The 23,212-nt window shown below is 58.6% G+C and carries 23 protein-coding genes; 4 read left to right on the forward strand and 19 right to left on the reverse strand.

Annotation, left to right across the window (positions count from 1 at the left end; translation table 11 throughout):
- On the forward strand, nt 1–467 hold a 467-nt coding region (locus AACR77_RS21730), incomplete at its 5' end, for an Nramp family divalent metal transporter (RefSeq protein WP_042878822.1).
- Nucleotides 468–567: 100 nt separating this feature from the next.
- Entirely contained in the window at nt 568–1,416 is an 849-nt protein-coding gene (locus tag AACR77_RS21735; protein ID WP_042878824.1) for a hypothetical protein, read from the forward strand.
- A gap of 188 nt (nt 1,417–1,604) precedes the next feature.
- Here the strand turns inward: AACR77_RS21735 and AACR77_RS21740 are convergent, their stop codons facing one another.
- From AACR77_RS21740 to rnr, 4 genes are all read right to left on the reverse strand, one after another.
- Nucleotides 1,605–2,060, reverse strand: a complete 456-nt coding sequence (locus AACR77_RS21740) for a GNAT family N-acetyltransferase (RefSeq protein WP_042878826.1) — start codon at nt 2,058–2,060, stop codon at nt 1,605–1,607.
- Between the two features lie 151 nt (nt 2,061–2,211).
- Entirely contained in the window at nt 2,212–2,781 is a 570-nt protein-coding gene (locus tag AACR77_RS21745; RefSeq protein ID WP_042014880.1) for a Crp/Fnr family transcriptional regulator, read from the reverse strand.
- Between the two features lie 7 nt (nt 2,782–2,788).
- Nucleotides 2,789–3,538: a 23S rRNA (guanosine(2251)-2'-O)-methyltransferase RlmB gene (rlmB, locus tag AACR77_RS21750; protein ID WP_042878828.1), complete on the reverse strand. Its 750-nt coding sequence runs from the start codon at nt 3,536–3,538 to the stop codon at nt 2,789–2,791.
- Nucleotides 3,535–5,928: a ribonuclease R gene (gene rnr, locus AACR77_RS21755; RefSeq protein WP_010673114.1), complete on the reverse strand. Its 2,394-nt coding sequence runs from the start codon at nt 5,926–5,928 to the stop codon at nt 3,535–3,537. The genes rlmB and rnr overlap by 4 nt, the downstream gene beginning before the upstream one ends.
- 133 nt (nt 5,929–6,061) lie before the next feature.
- Between rnr and AACR77_RS21760 the strand changes: the two genes are divergently transcribed.
- Nucleotides 6,062–7,084 (forward strand): GGDEF domain-containing protein, encoded by a 1,023-nt coding sequence (locus tag AACR77_RS21760; RefSeq protein WP_041214487.1) that lies wholly within the window; start codon nt 6,062–6,064, stop codon nt 7,082–7,084.
- A 61-nt stretch (nt 7,085–7,145) separates the two neighbouring features.
- Here AACR77_RS21760 and luxS read toward each other — a convergent pair whose 3' ends face one another.
- From luxS to AACR77_RS21780, 4 genes are read right to left on the reverse strand one after another with little or no spacing between them, the layout of a single operon-like run.
- The gene (gene luxS / locus AACR77_RS21765) at nt 7,146–7,655 is read right to left on the reverse strand and encodes an S-ribosylhomocysteine lyase (RefSeq protein ID WP_010673112.1); all 510 of its coding nucleotides are present in this window, start codon (nt 7,653–7,655) and stop codon (nt 7,146–7,148) included.
- 18 nt (nt 7,656–7,673) lie between these two features.
- Nucleotides 7,674–8,276, reverse strand: coding sequence for a transglycosylase SLT domain-containing protein (locus AACR77_RS21770; RefSeq protein ID WP_042878830.1), 603 nt, complete (start codon nt 8,274–8,276; stop codon nt 7,674–7,676).
- A gap of 46 nt (nt 8,277–8,322) precedes the next feature.
- Nucleotides 8,323–8,661: a nitrogen regulatory protein P-II gene (glnB, locus tag AACR77_RS21775; protein ID WP_005308848.1), complete on the reverse strand. Its 339-nt coding sequence runs from the start codon at nt 8,659–8,661 to the stop codon at nt 8,323–8,325.
- A 9-nt stretch (nt 8,662–8,670) separates the two neighbouring features.
- The gene (locus AACR77_RS21780; RefSeq protein WP_042878831.1) at nt 8,671–10,293 is read right to left on the reverse strand and encodes an NAD+ synthase; all 1,623 of its coding nucleotides are present in this window, start codon (nt 10,291–10,293) and stop codon (nt 8,671–8,673) included.
- Between the two features lie 137 nt (nt 10,294–10,430).
- Here AACR77_RS21780 and AACR77_RS21785 point away from each other — a divergent pair, with 137 nt between their 5' ends.
- Nucleotides 10,431–10,934: a GspH/FimT family pseudopilin gene (locus tag AACR77_RS21785; RefSeq protein WP_010673109.1), complete on the forward strand. Its 504-nt coding sequence runs from the start codon at nt 10,431–10,433 to the stop codon at nt 10,932–10,934.
- Nucleotides 10,935–10,947: 13 nt separating this feature from the next.
- Here the strand turns inward: AACR77_RS21785 and AACR77_RS21790 are convergent, their stop codons facing one another.
- From AACR77_RS21790 to ribF, 11 genes are all read right to left on the reverse strand, one after another.
- Complete coding sequence (locus AACR77_RS21790; protein WP_041210962.1) at nt 10,948–11,232, reverse strand: TapY2 family type IVa secretion system protein; 285 nt, start codon at nt 11,230–11,232, stop codon at nt 10,948–10,950.
- Nucleotides 11,229–14,801 carry a pilus assembly protein gene (locus tag AACR77_RS21795; RefSeq protein ID WP_081999331.1) on the reverse strand — a complete coding sequence of 1,191 codons (3,573 nt, stop codon included), beginning with the start codon at nt 14,799–14,801 and terminating at the stop codon, nt 11,229–11,231. Before AACR77_RS21795 ends, AACR77_RS21790 begins: the two co-directional genes overlap by 4 nt.
- A gap of 11 nt (nt 14,802–14,812) precedes the next feature.
- Entirely contained in the window at nt 14,813–15,256 is a 444-nt protein-coding gene (tppD, locus tag AACR77_RS21800; protein WP_042878835.1) for a type IVa pilus pseudopilin TppD, read from the reverse strand.
- Nucleotides 15,253–16,245, reverse strand: coding sequence for a PilW family protein (locus tag AACR77_RS21805; RefSeq protein WP_081999332.1), 993 nt, complete (start codon nt 16,243–16,245; stop codon nt 15,253–15,255). The genes tppD and AACR77_RS21805 overlap by 4 nt, the downstream gene beginning before the upstream one ends.
- Nucleotides 16,242–16,805 carry a type IV pilus modification protein PilV gene (gene pilV, locus AACR77_RS21810; RefSeq protein ID WP_042878837.1) on the reverse strand — a complete coding sequence of 188 codons (564 nt, stop codon included), beginning with the start codon at nt 16,803–16,805 and terminating at the stop codon, nt 16,242–16,244. Before pilV ends, AACR77_RS21805 begins: the two co-directional genes overlap by 4 nt.
- Before the next feature lie 3 nt (nt 16,806–16,808).
- Entirely contained in the window at nt 16,809–17,216 is a 408-nt protein-coding gene (gene tppA / locus AACR77_RS21815; RefSeq protein ID WP_039039991.1) for a type IVa pilus pseudopilin TppA, read from the reverse strand.
- A gap of 111 nt (nt 17,217–17,327) precedes the next feature.
- Nucleotides 17,328–18,263: a 4-hydroxy-3-methylbut-2-enyl diphosphate reductase gene (ispH, locus tag AACR77_RS21820; RefSeq protein WP_042878840.1), complete on the reverse strand. Its 936-nt coding sequence runs from the start codon at nt 18,261–18,263 to the stop codon at nt 17,328–17,330.
- Nucleotides 18,263–18,715 (reverse strand): FKBP-type peptidyl-prolyl cis-trans isomerase, encoded by a 453-nt coding sequence (gene fkpB / locus AACR77_RS21825; protein WP_010673101.1) that lies wholly within the window; start codon nt 18,713–18,715, stop codon nt 18,263–18,265. Before fkpB ends, ispH begins: the two co-directional genes overlap by 1 nt.
- The gene (gene lspA, locus AACR77_RS21830; RefSeq protein WP_010673100.1) at nt 18,712–19,215 is read right to left on the reverse strand and encodes a signal peptidase II; all 504 of its coding nucleotides are present in this window, start codon (nt 19,213–19,215) and stop codon (nt 18,712–18,714) included. The genes fkpB and lspA overlap by 4 nt, the downstream gene beginning before the upstream one ends.
- Nucleotides 19,215–22,076 (reverse strand): isoleucine--tRNA ligase, encoded by a 2,862-nt coding sequence (gene ileS, locus AACR77_RS21835; RefSeq protein ID WP_042878842.1) that lies wholly within the window; start codon nt 22,074–22,076, stop codon nt 19,215–19,217. Before ileS ends, lspA begins: the two co-directional genes overlap by 1 nt.
- Nucleotides 22,076–23,050 (reverse strand): bifunctional riboflavin kinase/FAD synthetase, encoded by a 975-nt coding sequence (gene ribF / locus AACR77_RS21840; RefSeq protein ID WP_042878844.1) that lies wholly within the window; start codon nt 23,048–23,050, stop codon nt 22,076–22,078. Before ribF ends, ileS begins: the two co-directional genes overlap by 1 nt.
- Nucleotides 23,051–23,212 lie beyond the last annotated feature (162 nt).

The following is a 23,212-nucleotide window of genomic DNA, read 5'->3' on the forward strand; positions in this document are numbered from 1 at the left end:
CCATGGCGGCTGCCGCCTTCCACAGCTCCGGCAACCAGCAGGTGGCCGAGCTGGAATCGGCCTACCAGACCCTCACGCCCCTGCTGGGACCGGCAGCCGCCACCCTGTTCGGCCTCTCCCTGGTCGCCTCCGGCATCTCCTCCACCGTGGTGGGAACGCTGGCGGGGCAAGTGGTGATGCAGGGCTTCGTGCGCTTCACCATCCCGCTCTGGCTGCGCCGAGCCATCACCATGGCCCCCGCCTTCGTGGTGATCGCCATGGGCCTCAACACCACTGAAATCCTGGTGTTGAGCCAGGTAGTGCTGAGCTTCGGCATCGCCCTCGCCCTTATTCCGCTGCTGATCCTGACCGGTGATCGCGCCCTGATGGGGACACATCGCAATCACCCCGTCACCCAGGCCGTGGGGCGCCTCATCGTCGCCCTGGTGATCGGCCTCAATGCCTATCTGCTGGTCACCACCCTCTAACGCCATCTTGAGGCTCATTGACCCGGGTTGATGAGCCTCTTCGCACTTTCGCGTATGCTGCTCCTTTCCCTTCTCATCATCTCGTTGCGGGAGCCCTGCCATGGAACATACCCGAGCCAGCTTCGTACTGGGCCACCATCAGGAACAGGCCAGCGTCGTCTGTTGCAAACAGGGGGATCCGACCCTGCTGGTCACCGACCTCACCCCCTTTCATCCCCAGAGCCACCTCTGGCCCGATCAACCCGGTGACGTGGGCACAGTGCGCTGGGAAGGGGGGGAAGCGGCCGTGGGCCCCTGCCGCATGGGCGCCATCAGTCCCGAGGGCGAGCTGTTCGTGGATACGGAGATTCCGGTCAAGCGGGGGGCAGATGGGTGGGCTTTCGTGGTGGTGCATCCCCTCGCCGGTTCCCATCACCTTGCCATTGGCTCGCCTGTGGAACTGACAGTGGATGCCGAGGCACGCCATGCCCTGAGCCTGGGCCACAGCGCCTGCCACCTGGTGGCACTGGCCCTCAATCGGGCGCTCACGCCCTATTGGCGAAAGGAGACGAGCGAGCTTGACGCTCTCGGGCAGCCGGATTTCGACCGCCTCGCCATCCAGCACTCCCGGGTCGAGCCCAGAGGATCAAAGGAGCAGTACCGGATCGGCAAGAGCCTTCGGAAAAAGGGAATCAACAGCGAGGCACTGCTGACCGACCTCGACAGGATAGCGCTCCAGGTCAACGAGCAGCTGATGCGCTGGCTCAAAGAGGGAGGCGAGATCCGCCGTAGCCGGGCCGGTGATGCCGTCATCGATTCCCGCTACTGGCATGGCATGCTGGACGGTCGGGAGATCACCATTCCCTGTGGCGGCACCCATGTGGGCACTCTGACCGAGTTGGGCCAGGTTCAGGTGACGCTGGCCTCCAGTGAAGAGGGATTTACCCTCACCACCCGGGTCACTCCCTGAACCACCCCAGCCCTCCTGATGCCGCACCGCCCTGACCGGGGCGGTGCCCCGACAGAGAGGCCCGCAGGCAGATCAGCGCGGCGGTATCTCACCCCGGACTGACGACCACATGACCACGGGGTAGCAAAAAACCATGAGATGCACCACGGATGAGGGGCCACTTGCCCCTTTCCTGGCGCCTGACGATGTCAGGCAGGCTCCCTTCGCATCCCCATGTGAGGGATGTCATCTTCCAGATACCCTTCCCCTTCGGCCACGAAACCATGCTGGCCGTAAAAACCTTGCAGGTGGGCCTGTGCACCGAGCCAGATGCTGTGTGCAGGCCAGCGTGCCTCGCACTCTCTGACCGCTTGCGCCAGCAGGCGGTGACCCAGTCCGCCCCCCCGCGACGTGGGAGAGGTGACCACGCGGCCGATGGCAGCGCCGCTGCCATCACCAATGCCGGGCGCCATGATGCGGGCATAGGCCGCCAGGTGATCCCCCTCACGACCGAGCAGATGCAACACGCCGTCACGGCGATCCAGCCCGTCCAGATCCTGGAAGGGACAGGTCTGCTCCACCACGAACACCTCGGCGCGCAGGGCAAGCAGCTCATACAATTCATCCGTGGTCAGCTCGGACCAGGATTTCATACTCCAGTTCATGAATGACTCCTGTTTAATGGGGTCTGACAGCATAATCTTGCTCCCGACGAGGGGCATTAACCTTGGTTAAGTTGCCCCCCTTCTCATCCAATGCGGACATGGCCGGCAAAGAGCCGATCTCTGCCCTGGTTCATCGGCAATCCCTTCTGGCTCAACCCTGATCGCGCGTTTTCAGCCGCCTGCGGATGCGGCTCAGGCTGATGGGGGTGATCCCCAGATAGGCGGCAATCTGGTGATCCGGGACCCTGGCATCCAGCGCGGGGAAGCTTCGCAGAAAATGCTGATAGCGCGCCTCTGGGCCCCCGGTCAGCAGCAACAGCTCTTTCTCCTCCTTGATGCGCAGTTGTACTTCAAGGAGATGGTGATACCAGGCGGGCCAGCAAGGGAGTCGGCGCAGATCCGCCAGCGGAAGAAGCTGCAGCCGGCAAGGCTCCAGCGCCTCCACGCTGTAGCGGGCGGGCTCACCACTGAGCAGGTGGTGGAAGTCGATAAACTCGTCCCCCTCCCAATAGAACTCCTTGATGTACTCGCGGCCATCCGCCAGCACCACCCTAGCCCGCAGCAACCCCTCCTCCACCCTGACCAGCAGCGCCGGACTGTCGCCGGCATGCCAGAGGCAGGTGCGAGGGGGCAAGGTCAGGGAGCGGACAAAAGAGAGGAGGCGCTCGGCCTCCTGCTCATCTGCAACCCGTTCCCAGACAAAGGGGGGTCTGTCGGTCATCGTCTTGTCAGACGCGGCGCTGGCGCACGGCTTCGAACAGGCAGACACCGCTCGCCACCGAGACGTTGAGGCTGGATACTGCCCCCGCCATCGGGATGCTCACCAGCTCGTCGCAGTGCTCGCGGGTCAGGCGGCGCATCCCCTTGCCTTCGGCCCCCATCACCAGCGCCATGGGGCCGGTGAGTTTGGCCTGATAAAGATCGTGATCCGCCTCGCCGGCGGTACCCACGATCCAGACGCCGCGCTCCTGCAGCTCGCGCAGGCTGCGGGCCAGGTTGGTGACCTGGATGAGCGGCACCACTTCGGCGGCGCCACAGGCGACCTTGCGCACCACGGATGTGAGGCCTGTGGCCTTGTCCCGCGGCACGATCACCGCATGCACCCCGGCCGCATCGGCACTGCGCAGACAGGCGCCGAGATTGTGCGGATCGGTCACCCCGTCCAGTACCAGCAGGAAGGGCGCTGTCTCTTTCGCCGCCAGACCGTCCAGCAGGCTGGCCAGATCGTGCTCGGCCAGCTTGGGCGCTTCAATCACCTTGGCCATGATGCCCTGGTGATTGTTGCCTTCCGCCTTGTCATCCAGCGTCTTGCGGTTCACGCTCTGCACCCTGATACCGAGGGACTCCAGCTCGGCCAGCAGGGGATGCAGCCGCTCGTCATCGCGGCCCTTGAGAGCCCATACCTCGATGAAGCGCTCGGGGGTGCGCTCGAGCAGCGCGGAGACGGCGTGAATGCCGTAGATCAGTTCAGTACTCATTTAGTGCTCTTGGCCTTGTCGCGAGCCTTTTTGCTCGGTCGTCTGTTGCTGGGCTTGGCACGGCCACCCTTGTCGGATTTGCCGCTCTCCTTGCCCTCTTTGCGTTTCTCGTGGCGCTGGGCGCTCTTGGCCTTCTCTTTCTTGATCTCGGCCTGCTTGCGCGCCATCTCCTTGGCATTCTTGCCGGTGGCCTTGAGGGGCTCTTCCACCATCACGAAGTCGATCTTGCGATCGTCCAGATTCACGCCCATCACCTTGACCCGCACCTTGTCACCCAGACGATAGCGACGGCGGAAGTTCTCGCCGATCAGCTGCTGGTGCAGCGGGTCGAACTGGTAGTAGTCGTTGGTGAGGGTGCTGACGTGCACCAGACCGTCGATGTGGATCTCCGCCAGACGCACGAAGAAGCCAAAACCGGTGACGCTGGCGATGACGCCGTCAAACTCGTCACCCACGTGATCCAGCATGTACTCGCACTTGAGCCAGTCTGCCACGTCGCGGGTGGCATCATCGGCACGGCGCTCCGTCATGGAGCAGTGCTCGCCCATCGGGTCCACTTCTTCCAGCTGGTAGTGGTAGCCACCGCTCGGGGTCCACTTGTGGCGCAGGTTGCCCTGCTGCTCCTTGGCGGTCTGATACTTGATCGCCCGGTGCAGGATGAGATCCGGGTAGCGACGGATCGGCGAGGTGAAGTGAGCGTAGGACTTCAGGGCCAAGCCGAAGTGACCGATGTTGTCGGCCTGATAGATGGCCTGACGCATGGAGCGCAGCAGCATGGTGGAGAGCAGTTCCGCATCCGGGCGCCCTTCGAATTTGGCGGCCAGGTCGGCAAAGTCCTTCGGCTCGGGCTCCAGGCCCCCCTTGAGCTCCAGACCCAGTTCGGCCAGGAAGTCACGGAAGCCGGTGAGACGCTCCTCGCCCGGGCGGTCGTGCACCCGGAACAGGGCGGCGGCCTCGTTCTTCTCGATGTAGCGGGCGGCCGCCACGTTCGCCTGGATCATGCACTCTTCGATGATCTTGTGGGCGTCATTGCGCACCAGCGGTACGATACGGTCGATCTTGCGCTGGGCGTTGAAGATAAAGCGGGTCTCCTCGCTTTCGAACTCCACCGCACCGCGTTGATGGCGAGCATGCTTGAGCGCCTTGTAGAGGTTGCTCAGCTCCTCGATGTGGCCCACCAGCGGATCATACTGCTGACGCAGCTTGGGATCCCCGTCCAGGATCGCCGCTACCTTGGTGTAGGTCAGGCGAGCGTGGGAGTTCATTACCGCTTCGTAGAACTTGTAGCCGGACATGCGACCGGCGGCGGAGATGGTCATCTCGCACACCATGCAGAGCCGGTCGACCTGCGGGTTCAGGGAACACAGACCGTTGGAGAGCACCTCCGGCAGCATGGGCACCACGAACTCGGGGAAATAGACCGAGTTGCCGCGCTGATAGGCTTCGGTGTCGAGGGCCGTGCCCGGTTTCACATAGGCAGAAACGTCGGCAATAGCGACCCACAGGCGCCAGCCGCCTCCGCGCTTGGCTTCACAGAAGACGGCGTCATCGAAGTCACGGGCATCTTCCCCGTCGATGGTCACCAGCGGCAGGGCGCGCAGGTCGATGCGACCCTCTTTGGCCTTCTCCGGCACCTGCTCGCCGAGACCGGCGACCTCTTTGGTCACCTCTTCCGGCCAGGTGTGCGGAATGCCGTGGGTACGCAGGGCGATCTCGATCTCCATACCGGGAGCCATGTTCTCACCCAGGACTTCCAAGACGGTACCGACCGCATTGAAGCGGGCAGTGGCGCGCTGGTTGATGCGCACGACCACGACCTGGCTCTGGCGAGCCCCCTTGTTCTCCCCTTCCGGGATGATGATGTCCTGGCCGATGCGGCTGTCATCGGGTACCACAAAACCGACGCCGTTCTCGACGAAGTAACGACCGACGATGTCCGCCTCGCGGGATTTGAGCAGGCGCACCAGACGCGCTTCCTGACGACCCTTGCGATCGATCTCGGTCGGCTGCACCAGGGCATAGTCGCCATGCATCAGGCGCTGCATCTCGCGGTTGTTCAGGAAGAGATCCGCTCCACCACCCTCGGGGCGCAGAAAACCGAATCCATCTTTGTGGCCAAGCACATAGCCTTTGACCAGATTCAGGCGATCCGGCAGGGCGTAACATTGGTTGCGGGTGAACACGAGCTGCCCGTCGCGCTCCATGGCGCGCAGACGACGTCGCAAGGCTTCCAACGGCTCTTCATCGGTCAGCTTGAGGACCTTGGCCAGCTCTTCCCGGGACATGGGTTTCTCATGGCCCTTGATGAGCTCCAGCAGCATCTCGCGACTGGCGATGGGGTTTTCGTATTTTTCGGCCTCGCGTTGGAGGAAAGGATCTTTTTGAGACATAAGCAGGCCTTAGGGTAGGTAATAACGCAGACATTATATCGGAGGGGGGAGCTAATGGCATCCATCGACTGCCTTTTGGCCATTCTCTCTGTCATACTGGACACAGTTTGCAGGTATGTGAGACTCGGAACTCATGAGCAAGGACTCGTTCGCCCAATCTGCCGCCTATTTGAAACAGGCGGTTCCCCTGATGATCAAGTATCAAATTCCCACCACGCCGAACAACTATCACCTTTGGTACAGCTATGTCTCCGGCGACATGCCCGAACTCAACCATGCCGTCGATCAGGCGATAAAACAGCAGGGGACCTTCTCCCTGACCACCTGCGAGCGGCTCTACCACCAGCACCTTGCGGCCCAGGACGAGCAGCAGATGGAGGCGATGAAACTCAATCTGGCCGCCATGGCCAGCGAGCTGAGTCACTCGATGCAGGATGCCATCTCCGATACCGGGCTGTTTCAGGAGATGCTCGACAAGAGTTTCGACAAGCTGAGCAAGATAGACGACGAGGGGCTCAGCCTGGAAGACACCATGGGGATACTGCGGGATCTCGTGCGCGAGTCGCGTGACGTACGCATGTCCACCCTCCACTTTCGCAACCAGCTCAGCAGCGCCGAGAAAGAGATAAAGGAGCTGAAACAGGCCCTGAACGAGACGAGGAAGCTGGCCACCGAGGACCCGCTCACGTCTCTGCTCAATCGACGCGCCTTCGATCTCGAGATGGACAGCCTCATCCGCAGCAAGCAGCCCTTCTCCCTGATCCTGACCGATATCGATCGCTTCAAGAACTTCAACGACGAATATGGACATCTGCTGGGGGACCAGGTGCTGCGCATCGTCGGCAAGCGGCTGCGAGAGGCCAGCAAGGAGGGCATAACCGCCTATCGCCTGGGGGGTGAGGAGTTTGCCCTCTTGGTGCCAAACCGCGCCCTGGCACTGACCCGCCAGATGGCCGAGAGCCTGCGTCGCGTCATCGAGCGGATGTCGATTCTGGATCGCAAATCCGGGCGACGCATCGATCACATCACCGCCTCGTTCGGTGTGGGGGAATACATCCCCCAGGAGACGGCAGACACCCTGATCGAGCGTACCGACAAGCTGCTCTACAAGGCCAAGGAACTGGGACGCAATCGGGTGATGCCACTGCCCTCCTGATCCCACCAGATGCAAAAAGGCCGGTCATTGACCGGCCTTTTTCATGCTTCCCTTCTCGGGATCAGAGGCTTTTCAGCTTCTCTTCCGGCAGGGCCAGCTCGTCATTGTGGTTGACACCGATACCGCGCTCCAGCACATGGCGGGCGATGGCATGGGCCTCTTCCAGCGAATGCATGCTGTAAGTACCGCACTGGTATTCGTTCAGCTCGGGGATCTTGCCCTGATCCTGCACGGTCAGCACGTCGCTCATGGCGGCCTGCCAGGCAGCGCCAACACGGGCTTCATCCGGCGCACCGATCAGGCTCATGTAGAAGCCGGTGCGGCAACCCATGGGAGAGATGTCGATGATCTCCACCCCATTCCCATTGAGATGATCACGCATGAAGCCGGCAAACAGATGCTCCAGAGTATGGATGCCACGCTCGGAGAGGATCTCCTCGTTCGGCACGCAGAAACGCAGGTCGAACACGGTGATGGTGTCCTTGTTCGGGGTCTGCATGGTCTTAGCCACCCGCACTGCCGGGGCGGCCATGCGGGTATGGTCGACGGTAAAACTGTCCAATAACGGCATTTCTGACTCCTGATTTGGTTACCAGAACCAGCCCCCGCTGGAGAGCTGATCCTTGCATTGTCGATACTGGGCACCGTAGCGCTGGGCACGGGCCTCCACCTTGCGGGAGACCTTCATCAGCCATCCCTTGCTGCGGTAGCTGCCACGTCGGTAGCCCCCCCAGCCTTCGTGATAATTGAGATACTGGCCATAGGCATCCCACTTGGACGTGCCGTTGAGCCGCTGTGCCTTGTGAGTGTACCAGCCCATGAAATCGATGGCGTCGGCAAAGTCGTCGCGATCGCTCCAGCCGTTGCCGGTTTCCCGCTGATAGTCGGCCCAGGTTTCGTCTTTCACCTGGGCATAGCCGTAGGCTGAACTGGCCCGCCCGGTGGGGATGAAGAGGAAATACTGCATCGGCGGCTGGGCATCATGCACGAAGGAGGACTCCTGGTACATCATGGCCATCACTACCTGGACAGGTGTCCCCCACTTCTCGTTCATCTTGAGCGCCGCCTCGTGCCACTCGGGTTTCTCCCGAAAGATCTGGCACAGGTTTTCCGGCTGGGCCGGCGGCCGGGTACTGCACGCGGTGAGCGCCATCAGGCACACCGCCACGACCCCGATACGGTACAACGACATCAGAACGACAGACTCTTGCTGTTCATCACAGGGCACATCCACCACATCAGATCGCGTCTTCGTTCTCTTCACCAGTACGAATACGAATGACGCGCTCCACCTCGCAGACGAAGATCTTGCCATCACCGATCTTGCCGGTACGCGCTGTGTTCTGGATGGCTTCCAGGCAGGCATCGAGATCCTCGTCCTGCACCACCAGCTCCACCTTGACCTTGGGCAGGAAGTCGACCATGTACTCGGCACCGCGATAGAGCTCGGTATGGCCCTTCTGGCGGCCGAACCCCTTGACCTCGGACACTGTCATGCCGTTGATGCCGATCTCGGCCAGGGCCTCGCGTACATCGTCCAGCTTGAACGGTTTGATGATGGCTTCAATCTTCTTCATGGTGACTCCTTACCAGTTCTGTTTGCCGAACCCGGACGTGATGGGATAGCGGCGGTCCTTACCAAAGTTGCGAGCCGTGATGCGGGGGCCGACGGCGGCCTGACGGCGCTTGTATTCGTTGAGATCCACCAGGCGGATCACCTTGCGTACCACCGCCTCTTCGAAACCTTCCGCCACCATGTCGGCGACAGACGCATCCTCTTCCACGTAGCGCTTGAGGATGGCATCCAGAATGTCATAGGGGGGCAGGCTGTCCTGGTCCACCTGATCCGGTGCCAGTTCGGCCGACGGGGGACGATCGATGACCCGCTGCGGGATCACGTACTCCACGCTGTTGCGATATTCGCACAGCTTGAAGACCAGGGTCTTGGGGACGTCCTTGAGCACATCAAAGCCACCCGCCATGTCGCCATACAGCGTGGCGTATCCCACGGCCATCTCGCTCTTGTTGCCAGTGGTCAGCACGATACGGCGGCGCTTGTTGGACAGCGCCATCAAGAGTACACCGCGGCAGCGGGCCTGCAGGTTCTCTTCGGTGGTGTCGCGGGCGGTCCCTTCAAACAGAGGTGCCAGCTGCGTCATGAAGCCTTCGAACATGGGTTCGATGGAGATGATGTTGAACTCCACCCCCATCCGCTCGGCCTGCTCCTTGGCATCCTCCACGCTCATCTGGGCGGTGTAGCGGAACGGCATCATCACCGCCTGCACCTTGTCCGCCCCGATGGCGTCGGCCGCAATGGCCAGGGTCAGCGCCGAGTCGATACCACCGGAGAGGCCCAGCACGGCGCCCTGAAAACCGTTCTTGGTGACATAGTCGCGCACCGCCAGCACCAGGGCCTGATAGGTCTCGGCCAACGGCTCCAGCGGTGCGGCGGGTTCCCGCTCCTTCACCGGCTGACCATCGGCAAAGCGCACCAGCGCCAGCTCTTCGGCAAATGGAGCAAGCTTGTGGGTCAGCTCGCCCTGGCTGTTGAACACTTTGGAGCAGCCGTCGAAGATCAGCTCGTCCTGGCCGCATACCTGGTTGAGGTAGATGAGCGGCAGGCCGGTCTGATCGCTGCGTTCCGCCATCAGCTCGCGGCGGATCCAGGGTTTTTCCTGATCATAAGGAGAGGCATTGATGGTGAGCAGCAGCTCGGCCCCCGCCGCCTTGGCGGCCAGCGCCGGACCCGGCTGCCAGAGATCTTCGCAGATGAGCAAACCCAGCTGATGGCCACGGAACGGCACCACACAGGTATCGGCCGCCGCAGTGAAGTAGCGCTTCTCGTCGAACACCCCGTAGTTGGGCAAGTCCTGTTTGAAATAACGTGCCCGCAGTTGACCGCGCTCATAGAGAGACGCCGTATTGTAAAGCGCCCCCTCTTCGCGCCAGGGATGGCCCACCAGAATGGCACATTGTCCCTGCCATGCCGCGATGCGGGACAGAGCGGCCTCGACCCGGATCATCAGGTCGGCGCGCAACAGCAGATCCTCAGGCGGGTATCCTGTTAGGGCCAGCTCGGAGCAAACCAGCAGATCGGCCCCTTGCTGCTCGGCCAGGGCTGCTGCCGCCAGTACCTTGTCACAGTTATCTTCGATGGCGCCTACCGTCAGATTTAACTGGGCAAGCATCAGAGAGAGGGCTTTTGCCATGGCGATGCATCTTGAATTCGAAAATGATGGGGAATGATAAAGAAAAGGCGCTGGCTGTGCCAGCTCAACACTTGGGCTTTGCGCTGGTGTTCTGGCTGTCTGGAGATAAGATGTAACTAATCGAGGGAGATATTGCCATGATCAAGGACGAGAAAGGATTCACCCTGCTGGAACTGATGATCGCCGTCAGTCTGGGGGTCATCTTGCTTGGTATTGGTGCACCGGCCATGTCGAGCCTGCTCAATGAGAATGCCTTGAAATTTGAATCTCGCACACTCTTGAAATATCTGCGTTTTGCTCGTAGCCAAGCCATCGACAACCAGCAATCTGTCACTGTGTGCCTTGCCAATGCCAGTGACAATTGTGTCACCGCCAATCCGACCCAATTCCTCGTGTTCGTCGACGGTAATGGCAATGACATTTTCAATAACGGTGAGCAGATTCTGGCAAGAAGCCCTCAGCTATCTGACTCGCTGACTGCTGCAAACAATCGAACTTCCACTACCTTCAGCCCTGATGGCACCAGCCTGGGTACCAATGCCACCATCACGCTGTGTCGTTCAGGAAATGCCCAGATAAATCTGGTCATCTCTCCCTCCGGCCGCACCACCCAATCTACCCAGGCAAATATCTGCCTCTGAATGAAGTCCTTCGCTATCGCAGTTGACGGGCATCCTGTTGCTGACCCTCTTTTGACTGGAAATTTTCCTCCGCAGTGCGGCATTCCAGGATTTTCTTCACAGGCTGTACCGCACCATCCACCTCGTATCCTCTTTGTTTGAATTTATCCTGCACCGCCTTTGGCGTGTTGTCTGCCACAGTACCGTGCAGGACAACCTTCTGGCCGTTAACCAGCTCGACATAACATTTTATGTCATCTGCCAAGACGGACCCGGATAACAAGAGGCACAAACCCAACACCCCGCTGCGTGTTTTCATTGTGCCTCTCCTTCGTAGAGGTAAATTTTCTTGGGCGACATGTCCATTTCAGCCTCTTCCGCCCCCTGGGCGCACTCACCGCCACTGGTACACCGCTCAGGCTCACCATTGCCTTCGTCTTTTAGGATGACCTCTTCCCCGGTGCCGCCCCCCAGGATGCGGATTTTGGCATCATCCCCGGCATGTACCACCAGATCGTCTGCCACCTTGTTTTGCACTTCAACGTAGCGTTCTGGAGTTTCATTGCCATCGAGATCGACCACATAGCGGAAGGAGCTGCCATAGTGCATGTCCACCATATACTGACGCGCCGCGCCTATAGACTGAATGGTGCATTGCTGGAACGATTGCACCTGAGGCAGGAAGGAGGTGAAATAGAGCTTGCCCTGCAAGACCACCCCGGCCCCCAGAGACTTCTCTCCCCTCGCGTTCAACCAGTTGACCCAACCCTTGGCACTGGTAATACCCGCCTTGATTGCCAGCGTGCCTTCGACTGTCGTCTGGACCGACAAAGGATCATTGGTCACATCGTAGAGGTCTGATACCAGGATAGGGTCTCTGGCCGTCGCATTCGTGGCACGCGGCATGACATCATAGTCACGCAACATGAAATAGCCATTGCGGACGGTCGATTCAGACGAAGGGCGGTTGCGATCGCCGCTGCCGATCAGCACAGCATCGAAGGGGCGATCCTGATAGGAATAGACCGTATTGCCCCCCACCACGGAACGAGTCACTTCCTTGTTGATGGTGCGCACTACTATGGGTTGTGTAAAGAAGCGGCGGTCATCTGCCAGCGTTGAGTCCGACCCCAGACTGGCAAATTTGAATACACTCCAGTCCGACTTGTTGGTACTGGGGAGATCCATGCGCCAAAGATTGCCTCCTGTATCTCCAACATAGATGCGGTCGGTCTTGCCATCACCATCACTGTCGAGTGTTGCAACCGACCCAGGCATACTGTCAGTTATCTCTGTGACCTGGAGATTGCTAGTATCAGAAGGGGTTGCACTGAATACCAACGCCCCCGTTTTGGCATTGACGATGTAAATCCCTCTGCCCATGCTGTCACTGGCTCCCAATCCCAGCAAGCTCTTGTTCACGTCATAACCGCCAGCAAAAATAAGCACGGGATCACTGATTCCCGGTACAAGCGCGACTTCAGGCACCGACCAGGTCAGCCCCAATTCGCCAAAACCGGTCGACTGACTATTCAGACTCCACTTCAGTGACGGCGCATCCGGGCTGGAGACGTCGAAGGCGTAATAAGCCTTGCCCCCACTCCTCAGCCCGGTGAACACCCAGACAAAGTCGCTTTCCGAGGCTTTCAATACACCATTACGGTTGGCATCCTTGATAAGGGCGATGGGAGATGAGTCGACGCCATAAATGTGGTCAGCGGATTCGGCATTGGCACGCAGCACCTGCTGATTCGCCAGAAATTCATAGGGAATGGCGGCCCAGCTCTCGTCTACGGTTTTACCCATGTCCTTGAACATGTGAAGGAAACCGGCATTGGTTCCAAACACTATCCGCAAGTCGGGTGCATCCGTCGGGCTGCCGGATTGTGGGCCATAGTTCAGCACCAACGGACGGGAGTGCAGGGGATCCCCCATGATATGGCGGCGGTTCAGGGTTGAGGTATCAAAGTCTTCGTTGTCGACATCCAGCCCCTTGGTCCAGTTAATCAGTGCATCCAAATCGGTCGTGCTGCTGGCCTGCATCCAGGTCATGAGCGCCGCCTCACTGCCAGCCTGCGTCACCAGATTGGCCTTGGTCAGCTGATCGAGGCGGTTCTGGGCATTGTTGATGACATAGAGACTGCGATTGCTTTTCCCCGCCAGCATCTCTTGGGCTCCCCCTTCAGCCACCTTGTTGCCATCGCGGCCCGATGACCAGAAGGTTTGAGCGTTATCGATAATAGCACCATCAGGTTTAATTGCCGGTAATCCTCTCGCATCCACCACATAACCATCAGAAGAGAGCATTAATTTTTTTAGATTGCCTTTCCACTTAGGGCCGGCGTCTGGTTCAAACATCGCGTAATAAATATTGTTATTACTACGTGTTCTATCAAAGTTATTGCTGGCGATGGCGGGTGACACCAGTGATGCATTGATACGCAATATTGCCAATAGTGATGCTTTCAGCGCATCACTTAAGGCAGATGCATCGGTTGCCGGATAATATTTCCCTCCACCCCGCCGTGCCGTTTCGGCCAGCAAATTACCCGCTCCGGTAATGGCTTCATCACCAAACCCAACAGTGAAGGTAGTTACCGTCTGCTTATCACCCATCGTACTGTTAATATCATTGTGCTTCATATAGCCAGCCAGTGCAGCCAAATAACTAGACCCACGACTACTACCTGAACCATATGACACTGCTGTACCATAAGCCCGCTTGTCATTATCAGATAATGTGTTGATAAGACCTATCACAGTATTATCAGAGGAACCATCACTAGTCGGCTCACCATCGGTGATGTAAATAACATAACCATTGTTCGAACAATTGTCATAAGGAGCCTTATAAGTACCATCAGACTTTTCAGCTGATGTATCTCTGGCAGGCGATAAACTACCCCCCTGAGTACCGTAGACAACACTCATCCCTCCAAAGAATTGATAGGCCTCCTGTAAGGTCTCGCACAACGGCGTGTTGCCATCCGCATTCAATGCATTGACTTTATCAAGCAAGTCCTGCTCACCTGTCTTACTATTACCCAGGATTGTTTCACTTCCTAATATATTACGGACAATACGACCACCATTGGTATTTGTGTTTCTACTGCTATTCTCATTAAAAACTGCCAAACCAAAATCCACACCAGGTGTTGATGAAATTAACTCAGCCACCGCATTTTTGGCAATACTCAGCCTTGATTGGCTGACTGGTTTACCTGGCCCGTGATACCAACGTATATAATTGGAAGAATACAGTGTAATGCCTGTATTGTTATTATAGACATTGGTAACATCTGCAGTATACGCTGCCGTTGCGGTAGAGTTCCCCCTGATGGGGTAACCAGCCCCTACTGTCAAAGTTCCACTATAGGGATTGGCTGTATTCCTTACCGTAACATCCTGTTGACAATCTACCAATTTTATATCTTTTTCTTGCTCACCTCTGATGGAATCCCATGACCAATATCGCCAAAAAAGAAAATTGGTTTCCTTATAAACCCAAACAGCTGAAACAAACTGCCCTACATTGGACAAGGGGGGCTTTGACGTCGCGCATGCATTTACGCTGTCAGGGAAGCGGGCAGAACTGGTAATACTAGGCACACTGCTATTTGAAGAGAAATATATGTACTTTTTGCTATTGTTTGTGTCGGGGTCATTAGGTAATGCTGGATATATTGTTGCGGGATCATAGGCTTCACTCACCTGCATTGTTTCTTTCATACTGCCGGATGTATCAAATATCAGCAGCACCTTGGGGCGAAAATCCCCGGCCTTGTTAAAGTCATATATAAACAGTTCGGTGTCATCGGCTCTCGTCGATGTAATGCCAAACACAAGGCTACACCAGCATAAAATCACTCCAAGTCGTCGTAACCACATATCCTTCGCTCCTATTCGGTGAGCAGTGGTTGTTCTACACCCGCAATCCAAATCAACGGGCGAACATATTTTCCATAATTCACATTGGCCTGCAGCTCGACATACTTGCACTTAGGAATCACATTGCTGCTGCTGGCGTCAATCTTTCTCTTGCACACGGTTTCGGTGCGATTAGCAAGAGCGACCGCGGCCGAAGCATTGCTGCTATTGATGCTGATTGCCGCACTGGCCCCCGGAGTGTCGCTCATGCCGGCAATCACCGTCGATATGTTGTTGCTCTGTATAGCGGCTTCGATAATGCCTTCGAGTCGGTGCTCTGCCTGGCGGAAGCTGGCAGACGAGCCTGCCATCTTGAGGTCTTGCCCCGAAGATTGCATCACCACCACGGCAATCAGGGTCAGGGGCACCAGAATGATCAGGGCTATGATCAGAGCCACACCGCTCTGGGATTTCATTTCCCTCCTCCTGCAATCACCGCTGGATTACGTAATGAGACGCTCGACTCCAATAGCAAACGACGATAACCATCGCCGTTACCCGGGACCTGAATATCGCCAACCTGATAGGTGTTGTTATTGACATAGCGACTGGAAACTTGTAACGAACGCACGAGCACAAAGACTCTAGCGGCGATGACTCGCCCCTCACTCCACTCCTGCCCTGTGACATTGTTGGTAGCGACATAGCGATCAATTTCGCCATCAGGGACTAAGCTGTCATCAACACCAAGCAATATTCTCATCTGTTCAATTCCTTCGGCCATTGCTCCACCAATTAATAAAGAACCACCCCCAGGCGTTAAATATCGCTTACGCAGCTCAGGGTTGCCATTTTTTGAATTAGGAGATAGGTAGTAAATAAAATGCTGATATTCCCACAACTGCGGGTTTATCATGGTGCCGGGGATGGCCTCCCCCTTTTTGAATAGGTAGGCTGACTGTGTTGTAGTTGCAAGATAAAAGCGTGTAGTCACTAGATCTTTAGATTCCAAAGAGTTTCCAACTAATCGCTTGATACTCACAACGTCTGAATTGGCTATACGGTCACCGACATCAATGCAGTCGAGCCCCCCTCCTATCACGGTTCTATTTCCATCTATATGCGCAACCCAGAATGAACGTAGTGAACCTGTACTAGTTGGAAAACTGCCACGATCTAAGTCATCTAAACAATCTTTTGCTACAGTAGTCCCGCTACTTAAGGTTATCCCCAAGTCTTTAGTCATTGGAGACCCCGTATAATCCCCCCAGAAGCCGGCCCATTTCAGATCCTGGGTGAGCAGACGCATGGCGATACGGCCATTTTCCTGCAACTCACTCTGATCAAAAGCATCTTCGGTGGTGGCGCGGGAAGCCACGAAGATGCTCAAGCCGCCACCGACCAGAAATACGCCGATCAACATGGCAATCAACCATTCAATCAGGGTGAAACCGCGGGCATTCATAGTGTGGTCGTCAGTACGAACTGACGCCTCTGTCTGTCTGCCGCATTGCCCAACCCACAACTGTTGCGCACCGCGGCCACTGCAACGGCACCATCGGACAAAGACTCCCGCCCCTGCCAGAAGATCCCTATGGTCAAACTGTTGTTGGCGCCACGAATCACGCAGCCGACCGGAGATTGCAGAGGTGACGCGGCACCGGATACTGCGGTTCCCAGCAGGGACTGCTGCCAGTAGAAGAGGTCCAGTGCCTGCCGCTCTGTCCTGCTGCAATCCGACATGGTGCCATTGTTGTTGGCACAGCTCGGCATATCCAGGATCGCGTTGCCGGATACCACTGTCGTTCCCTGACCAGCCCAGCTGTCTTTGTTGATCCTGGCGCGTTCCACCAGATCATTGGCCAGCCAGTTGGCGATGGTGCGCTGACGCGCTTCGTAGCTGGAAAACTTGGCGGTAACCTGCATGGCAACCAATCCCAGCAAGCCGAAGGAGAGCACCACGGCCGCAATCAGCACCTCCAGCAGGCTGAATCCCCTTATGTGTCGATGGCGCAGTGGTTTCATCGCCTAGTCCCAGCAAGCATTGTTGACGGTATCCCCGAGCCGGGTGGCACTCCGGGTGCCATCCTGGTCGATGGAGAAAATGATGCAGTCGCTGTCTGACCCCTGTGCACCAGAGGCCGTGGCAAACAGGATGTATGTATTGACCCCGGCCGAGATGACCAGGTGATAGAAGCCGGATTCGGAGTTCTCCGAGATATTCAAGTCGGCTGCGGATGAGGTATACCGATTGAAATCCATAAAATAGGTTTCTTGTCTGTTGGCGGCGTCCAACAGCATTTTTTTGGCATCAATTCGGTGGCTGGACAGCAGGTAACGCTGATAGGAGGGATAGGCAATAGTGCCAAGAATCGCCACGATTGCGACGACTATCATCAATTCGATGAGGGAAAAGCCTCGATAGAACCCAATCATGTCCCATCCTTAGGTGACTGGTAGTCCTGACAGTCTAATGCCGGATTGGTCGCAACGACAAATCCGGCATCAGGAACATAACTCTTTATTCTCAGGCCATCCTGGCCACATTCAAATAATTCTAAGCTCGGGCGGCACTTCAAACACCACATTCTCTTCTCGGCCAGGATGCTCGGTCACTATCTTGCCTCCCAGCTCGCGCAGACGAGCAATGACATTCTGAACCAGCACATCGGGGGCTGACGCACCCGCCGTGACCCCGATACGGACAACCCCGTCCAGCCATTGCGGCTCAATCATGGAGGCATCGTCGATGAGGTAGGCCTTGGCGCCCACCTTCTCGGCCAGCTCCCGCAGACGGTTGGAGTTGGAAGAGTTGCGCGACCCCACCACCAGCATGGCGTCCACCAGCCCGGCCATCTCCCGCACCGCATCCTGGCGGTTCTGGGTGGCATAGCAGATGTCATCCTTGCGCGGCCCCTGGATCTTGGGGAAGTGCGCACGCAACGCATCGATGACATCCGAGGTCTCGTCCACGCTCAGGGTGGTCTGGGTGACGAAACAGAGATCGTCCGGGTTCTTCACTTTGAGTTTGGCCACATCTTCCGGCGTCTCCACCAGATACATGCCCCCCTCACTGTTCTCGTACTGTCCCATGGTGCCGATCACCTCGGGGTGGCCGGCATGGCCGATGAGCACGGCTTCGGAGCCCTTGCGACTGGCGCGATGGACCTCCATGTGCACCTTGGTCACCAGCGGACAGGTGGCATCGAACACCTTGAGGGCGCGGGATTTGGCCATCTCGCGCACGACCTTGGCGACACCGTGGGCAGAGAAGATGACGATGCTGTCATCCGGCACCTCATCCAGCTCCTCCACGAAGACGGCGCCCGCCTCCTTGAGCTTGTTCACCACGTAGCGGTTGTGCACCACCTCATGGCGGACATAGATGGGGGCACCGAACTTCTCCAGCGCGCTCTCGACGATGCTGATGGCCCGGTCGACACCGGCACAGAAGCCACGGGGGTTAGCCAGCAGAATATCCATCAGTGCACCTTCTCCTCGTCATCAACTCCCAGGATCTCCACCTCGAAGGTGACGGTGTGACCGGCCAGGGGGTGGTTGAAATCGACCGTAACCGACATCCCTTCCACCGCCCGGATGATCCCGGGCAGTTCGCTGCCGTTGGGCTGGTCAAACAGAATGATGGTACCCACCTTGGGCTCAACTTCGTTACCGAATTTGGCGCGATCGAGATGGTAGATGTTGTCGGGATTGGAAAGGCCGAACGCCTCTTCCGGCGCCAGGGTAAAGCTCTTGCTCTCCCCTTCGCGCAGCCCCAGCAGGCATTGCTCGAAGCTCGGCGTCAGGCTGCCGTCTCCCATCCGCAGACGGGCAGGCTTGCCGTGCAGCGCCGTGCTGTCGGCCACCGAGCCATCTTCCAGTTTGATAGAGAAATGGAACAGCACGCTGCTGTCCGCAACAATTAGCTGGCTCATGAGGTCGCGTCCTGTTTTTTCTCGCCACGGAAGCCGTCCAGCACGATCATGGCGGCACCGATGAAGATGAAGCTGTCAGCCAGGTTGAACGCCGGCCAATGGGCGCGCTGCCAATAGAAGTCGAGGAAGTCGACCACATGACCCAGCACCAGCCGGTCAAACACGTTGCCGAGCGCCCCGCCGATGATCAGGCTGTAGGCGATACCGCTCCAGCGCTGGGTGACCGACTGCTTGCGCAGCCAGTGGATCAGCAGGCCGCAGATGGCGAACGCCAGCACGGCGAAGAACCAGCGCTGCCAGCCCCCCTGATCCGCCAGGAAGCTGAAAGCAGCGCCCTTGTTGTAGACATGGACCAGGTTGAAGAAGGGGGTGATCTCCACCCCCGGGTAGCCAAACGGCAGCAGTTTGACCACGGCGAGCTTGCTCGCCTGGTCCAGTACGAAGGCCAGCACTGCCAGCCACAGCCAACGCAGGCCGCTTTTATGTTGAGTCATGTTCATCAGGCAAATTGACGCGTTTCGCCGTCACCCTCGACGTTGGTGACGCAGCGGCCACAGATCTCTTCGTGACCCGCAATGGTGCCCACGTCTTCCACATGGTGCCAGCAGCGGTCGCACTTGGCGGCGGCAGACTGGGCCACGCAGAGCCACAGGTCATCGCGCTCGGTCGCCACCGCGTCTGCCGGTGCGGCATCGACGCTGACCACCCTGGCCTTGGAGGTGAGCAGCACGAAGCGCAGCTCATCGGCCAGGGCATTCAGACGCGCGGCCAGCTCAGGCTTGGCGAACAGAGTCAGCTCGGCCTGCAGAGAACCGCCGATGCGCTTCTCGCCACGAGCCACTTCCAGCGCCTTGTTCACTTCACCGCGCACGGCGAGGATCTCGGCCCAGAACTCGTCGTTCAGCACTTCGCCCGCTTCCAGCCCGAACAGGCCGTCGTACCACTCCTCGGTGAAAACGAATTCGCCACGCTCACCTGGCAGCAGAGCCCAGATCTCGTCGGCGGTGAAGCTCATGATGGGCGCCATCCAGCGCACCATGGCCTCGGCGATATGATAGAGGGCAGTCTGGCAGGAGCGACGGGCCAGGCTGTCAGCCTTGGCGGTGTACTGACGGTCCTTGATGACGTCCAGATAGAAGGAACCCATCTCGATGGAGCAGAACTGCATCAGCTTCTGGGTCACGCCGTGGAAGTTGTACTCGTCGAACGCTGCCACGATCTCGGCCTGTACCGCCTTGGCACGGCCCACGGCCCAGCGATCCACCACCACCATGTCGGCAGGTGCCACCATGTCGGTCGCTGGATTGAAGCCGTTCAGGTTGGCCAGCAGGAAGCGGGCGGTGTTGCGAATACGACGATAGGCGTCGGCCGAGCGCTTGAGGATCTCGTCGGAGACGGTCATCTCGCCGGTGTAGTCGGTGCTGGCGACCCACAGACGCAGGATGTCGGCCCCCAGCTTGTTCATCACGTCCTGCGGGCTGACCACGTTGCCGATGGACTTGGACATCTTGCGGCCCTGACCATCCACGGTGAAGCCGTGAGTCAGCACCTGGTTGTAGGGGGCCTTGTCTTTCATGGCGACGCCGATCATCAAGGAGGACATGAACCAGCCACGGTGCTGGTCAGAGCCTTCCAGATACATGTCGGCCGGCTTGCCGTTGAACTCGGGACGGGCGTCCACCACGGAGGCGTGGGTAGAACCGGAGTCAAACCAGACGTCCAAGGTGTCGGGCACCTTCTCGTAGTTGTCGGCATCGGCGCCCAGCAGCTCGGCCTTGTCCAGATCCCACCAGGCCTGGATGCCGGACTGCTCGACCCGCTTGGCTACCTCTTCCATCAGGCGCACGGAATCCGGGTGCAGCGCCTGGGTATCCTTGTGAACGAACAGGGAGATGGGCACACCCCAGGTACGCTGACGGGAGATACACCAGTCCGGACGGTTCTCGACCATCGCCTGGATGCGGTTCTTGCCCCAGGCCGGCACCCAGCCGCTCTGACCGTGCTGGGCAATGCCCTCTTTCTCGATACGCTCGATCTCTTCCAGAGCACGCTTGCGCAGACCCTTCTGCTCCATGCTGATGAACCACTGGGGGGTGGCACGGAAGATGATCGGGGTCTTGTGACGCCAGCAGTGCGGATAGGAGTGGTTGAACACCTTGTGGTGCAGCAGGGCGCCGCGCTCCGTCAGCACCTCGACAACCGCTGCGTTGGCCTTGAACACGTGCTGGCCGGCAAACAGTTCGGTATCCGGCAGATAGACGCCGTTGCTGCCAACCGGGTTGGCCACTTCCAGACCGTACTTCTGACCGACTACGAAGTCTTCCTGACCGTGGCCAGGGGCGGTGTGCACCGCGCCGGTACCGGCGTCCAGGGTGACGTGATCACCCAGCACCACAGGCACGTCGAAGCTGTAGAAGGGGTGGTTGAAGCGCAGCAGCTCGAGTGCGGCACCCTTGGCGTAACCCAGGTTGTGGAAGTGCTCGATGCCTGCGCGATCCATCACATCCTTCACCAGCTCAGCGGCCAGGATCAGACGCTCGGGATGCTCGCCCTCCACCTGCACCAGGGCGTAGTCCAGATCGGCGTGCATGGCGATGGCGCGGTTGGCCGGCAGGGTCCAGGGGGTGGTGGTCCAGATCACGGCAGAGATCACGCCCTTGCCGGTGTGGCCTTCGGCGCAATCAAACTTGGCGGCGACGGCAGCCTCGTCGACGGCCTTGAAGCGCACGTCGATGGAGGGGGAGTTCTTGTCGTAGTACTCCACTTCGGCCTCAGCCAGCGCGGAGCCGCAGTCGGTACACCAGTGCACCGGCTTGGAGCCTTTGTGCAGGTGGCCGTTTTCAACGATCTTGGCCATGGAGCGGATGATGTTGGCTTCGGTGCCAAAATCCATCGTCAGGTAGGGGTGTTCCCAGTCACCCAGCACGCCCAGACGGATGAAGTCGGTCTTCTGCGCTTCGATCTGGGTTTTGGCGTATTTGCGGCACTCGGCGCGGAACTCGGCGGCGGAAACCTTCTCGCCCGGCTTGCCGACCATGCCTTCCACTTTCAGCTCGATAGGCAGACCGTGGCAATCCCAGCCCGGTACATAGGGGGAATCGAAGCCAGAAAGGCCTTTGGACTTGATGATGATGTCTTTGAGGATCTTGTTGACCGAGTGACCGATGTGAATGCTGCCGTTCGCATAGGGGGGGCCATCGTGCAGAATGAAAGAAGGCTTGCCCGCTTTGGCGCGGCGAATGGCGCCGTAAAGATCCTGATCGTACCAACGTTTCAGCATGTTGGGTTCGCGTTTGGCCAGATCGCCACGCATCGGAAACTCGGTTTCCGGCAGATTCAGGGTGTGTTTATAGTCGCTCATCAGTCCTGGGTTCCCTTCTTTTCTAAAAGAGTGCTGGGTAAATGAAAATGTGGCAGCCCGAACCAGGCTCGGGCCGCCAGGGCATCTCGTTCGATCTGCTCTTTCAAGGCGGTGAAAGAGTCAAATTTCTGCTCTTCGCGCAGCTTGTGGCGAAGCAGCACCTTGACCTGCTGACCATATAGATCACCAGAAAAATCAAATAGATGTACTTCCAATCTGGCTTGTGTACCGCTCAAGGTCGGACGTACACCCACATTGGCGACGCCGGGGAAAGTCTTGCCGGAACATATCACTTCCACCGCAAACACGCCACCGACCGGGACAACCTGGCGTTTGAGGGCCAGATTCGCGGTGGGAAAACCTATGGTGCGCCCCAGCTTGTCGCCATGGGCCACCCGGCCGCTGATGGCATAGGGGCGACCGAGCATCAGCTCCACCTCCGCCATGCGGCCCGCTTTCAGGGCCTCGCGCACCAGGGTGCTGCTGACCCGCTGGCGGGAAAGCTGGAAACTCTGGGTGCTGATCACCTCGAACCCGAAGCGCTGGCCCGCCGCCTCCAGCAGGTGGAAGTCCCCTTCCCGCCCCTTGCCGAAGCGAAAATCGTCGCCGACCACCAGATAGTGCACGCCGAGTTTCTCCACCAGCAGTTGCTCGATGAAGGTGCTGGCTGCCTGCTCGGCAAAACGATGGGTGAAACGCACGCAGAGCATGCGATCGATCTGCATTCCCTTGAGGGCTTCGTACTTCTCCCGCCAGCGGCTGAGGCGGGCGGGCGCGGCACTGCCCGCAAACAGCTCCAGCGGCTGGGGTTCGAACAACATGACGCAGGCCGGCAGGCCAAGTTGGGCGGCCTTCTCCTGCAAACGGGCCAACACCGCGTGGTGCCCCTGATGAACCCCATCGAAGTTGCCTATGGTCAATACACAGCCCCGGTGACGGGGCTTGATATTGTGAATGCCGCGAATAAGCTCCATCAGTGCCTTGTGCGTTGCTGCCATGGAAATCGGCGGATTATATATCAGGCAGCAGGCAGGGTCAGCCCTGCCGTTGGCCCGATTTAGCCATCCCGCTCGCTTCTCGGACTCGGCCAGGAGCATCGCACCTCGTTGGCGGACCAACCCGACAGCCCCTGAGAC

Source organism: Aeromonas sp. ZOR0002, assembly GCF_963866995.1.
GTDB lineage: Bacteria > Pseudomonadota > Gammaproteobacteria > Enterobacterales > Aeromonadaceae > Aeromonas > Aeromonas caviae.

Excerpts from the sequence above, each read along its gene's own strand:
- AACR77_RS21735 (WP_042878824.1), top strand. The coding sequence starts at position 568 with ATGGAACATACCCGAGCCAGCTTCGTACTGGGCCACCATCAGGAACAG.
- AACR77_RS21740 (WP_042878826.1), bottom strand. The coding sequence starts at position 2,060 with ATGAACTGGAGTATGAAATCCTGGTCCGAGCTGACCACGGATGAATTG.
- AACR77_RS21745 (WP_042014880.1), bottom strand. The coding sequence starts at position 2,781 with ATGACCGACAGACCCCCCTTTGTCTGGGAACGGGTTGCAGATGAGCAG.
- rlmB (WP_042878828.1), bottom strand. The coding sequence starts at position 3,538 with ATGAGTACTGAACTGATCTACGGCATTCACGCCGTCTCCGCGCTGCTC.
- rnr (WP_010673114.1), bottom strand. The coding sequence starts at position 5,928 with ATGTCTCAAAAAGATCCTTTCCTCCAACGCGAGGCCGAAAAATACGAA.
- AACR77_RS21760 (WP_041214487.1), top strand. The coding sequence starts at position 6,062 with ATGAGCAAGGACTCGTTCGCCCAATCTGCCGCCTATTTGAAACAGGCG.
- luxS (WP_010673112.1), bottom strand. The coding sequence starts at position 7,655 with ATGCCGTTATTGGACAGTTTTACCGTCGACCATACCCGCATGGCCGCC.
- AACR77_RS21770 (WP_042878830.1), bottom strand. The coding sequence starts at position 8,276 with ATGTCGTTGTACCGTATCGGGGTCGTGGCGGTGTGCCTGATGGCGCTC.
- glnB (WP_005308848.1), bottom strand. The coding sequence starts at position 8,661 with ATGAAGAAGATTGAAGCCATCATCAAACCGTTCAAGCTGGACGATGTA.
- AACR77_RS21780 (WP_042878831.1), bottom strand. The coding sequence starts at position 10,293 with ATGGCAAAAGCCCTCTCTCTGATGCTTGCCCAGTTAAATCTGACGGTA.
- AACR77_RS21785 (WP_010673109.1), top strand. The coding sequence starts at position 10,431 with ATGATCAAGGACGAGAAAGGATTCACCCTGCTGGAACTGATGATCGCC.
- AACR77_RS21790 (WP_041210962.1), bottom strand. The coding sequence starts at position 11,232 with ATGAAAACACGCAGCGGGGTGTTGGGTTTGTGCCTCTTGTTATCCGGG.
- AACR77_RS21795 (WP_081999331.1), bottom strand. The coding sequence starts at position 14,801 with ATGTGGTTACGACGACTTGGAGTGATTTTATGCTGGTGTAGCCTTGTG.
- tppD (WP_042878835.1), bottom strand. The coding sequence starts at position 15,256 with ATGAAATCCCAGAGCGGTGTGGCTCTGATCATAGCCCTGATCATTCTG.
- AACR77_RS21805 (WP_081999332.1), bottom strand. The coding sequence starts at position 16,245 with ATGAATGCCCGCGGTTTCACCCTGATTGAATGGTTGATTGCCATGTTG.
- pilV (WP_042878837.1), bottom strand. The coding sequence starts at position 16,805 with ATGAAACCACTGCGCCATCGACACATAAGGGGATTCAGCCTGCTGGAG.
- tppA (WP_039039991.1), bottom strand. The coding sequence starts at position 17,216 with ATGATTGGGTTCTATCGAGGCTTTTCCCTCATCGAATTGATGATAGTC.
- ispH (WP_042878840.1), bottom strand. The coding sequence starts at position 18,263 with ATGGATATTCTGCTGGCTAACCCCCGTGGCTTCTGTGCCGGTGTCGAC.
- fkpB (WP_010673101.1), bottom strand. The coding sequence starts at position 18,715 with ATGAGCCAGCTAATTGTTGCGGACAGCAGCGTGCTGTTCCATTTCTCT.
- lspA (WP_010673100.1), bottom strand. The coding sequence starts at position 19,215 with ATGAACATGACTCAACATAAAAGCGGCCTGCGTTGGCTGTGGCTGGCA.
- ileS (WP_042878842.1), bottom strand. The coding sequence starts at position 22,076 with ATGAGCGACTATAAACACACCCTGAATCTGCCGGAAACCGAGTTTCCG.
- ribF (WP_042878844.1), bottom strand. The coding sequence starts at position 23,050 with ATGGAGCTTATTCGCGGCATTCACAATATCAAGCCCCGTCACCGGGGC.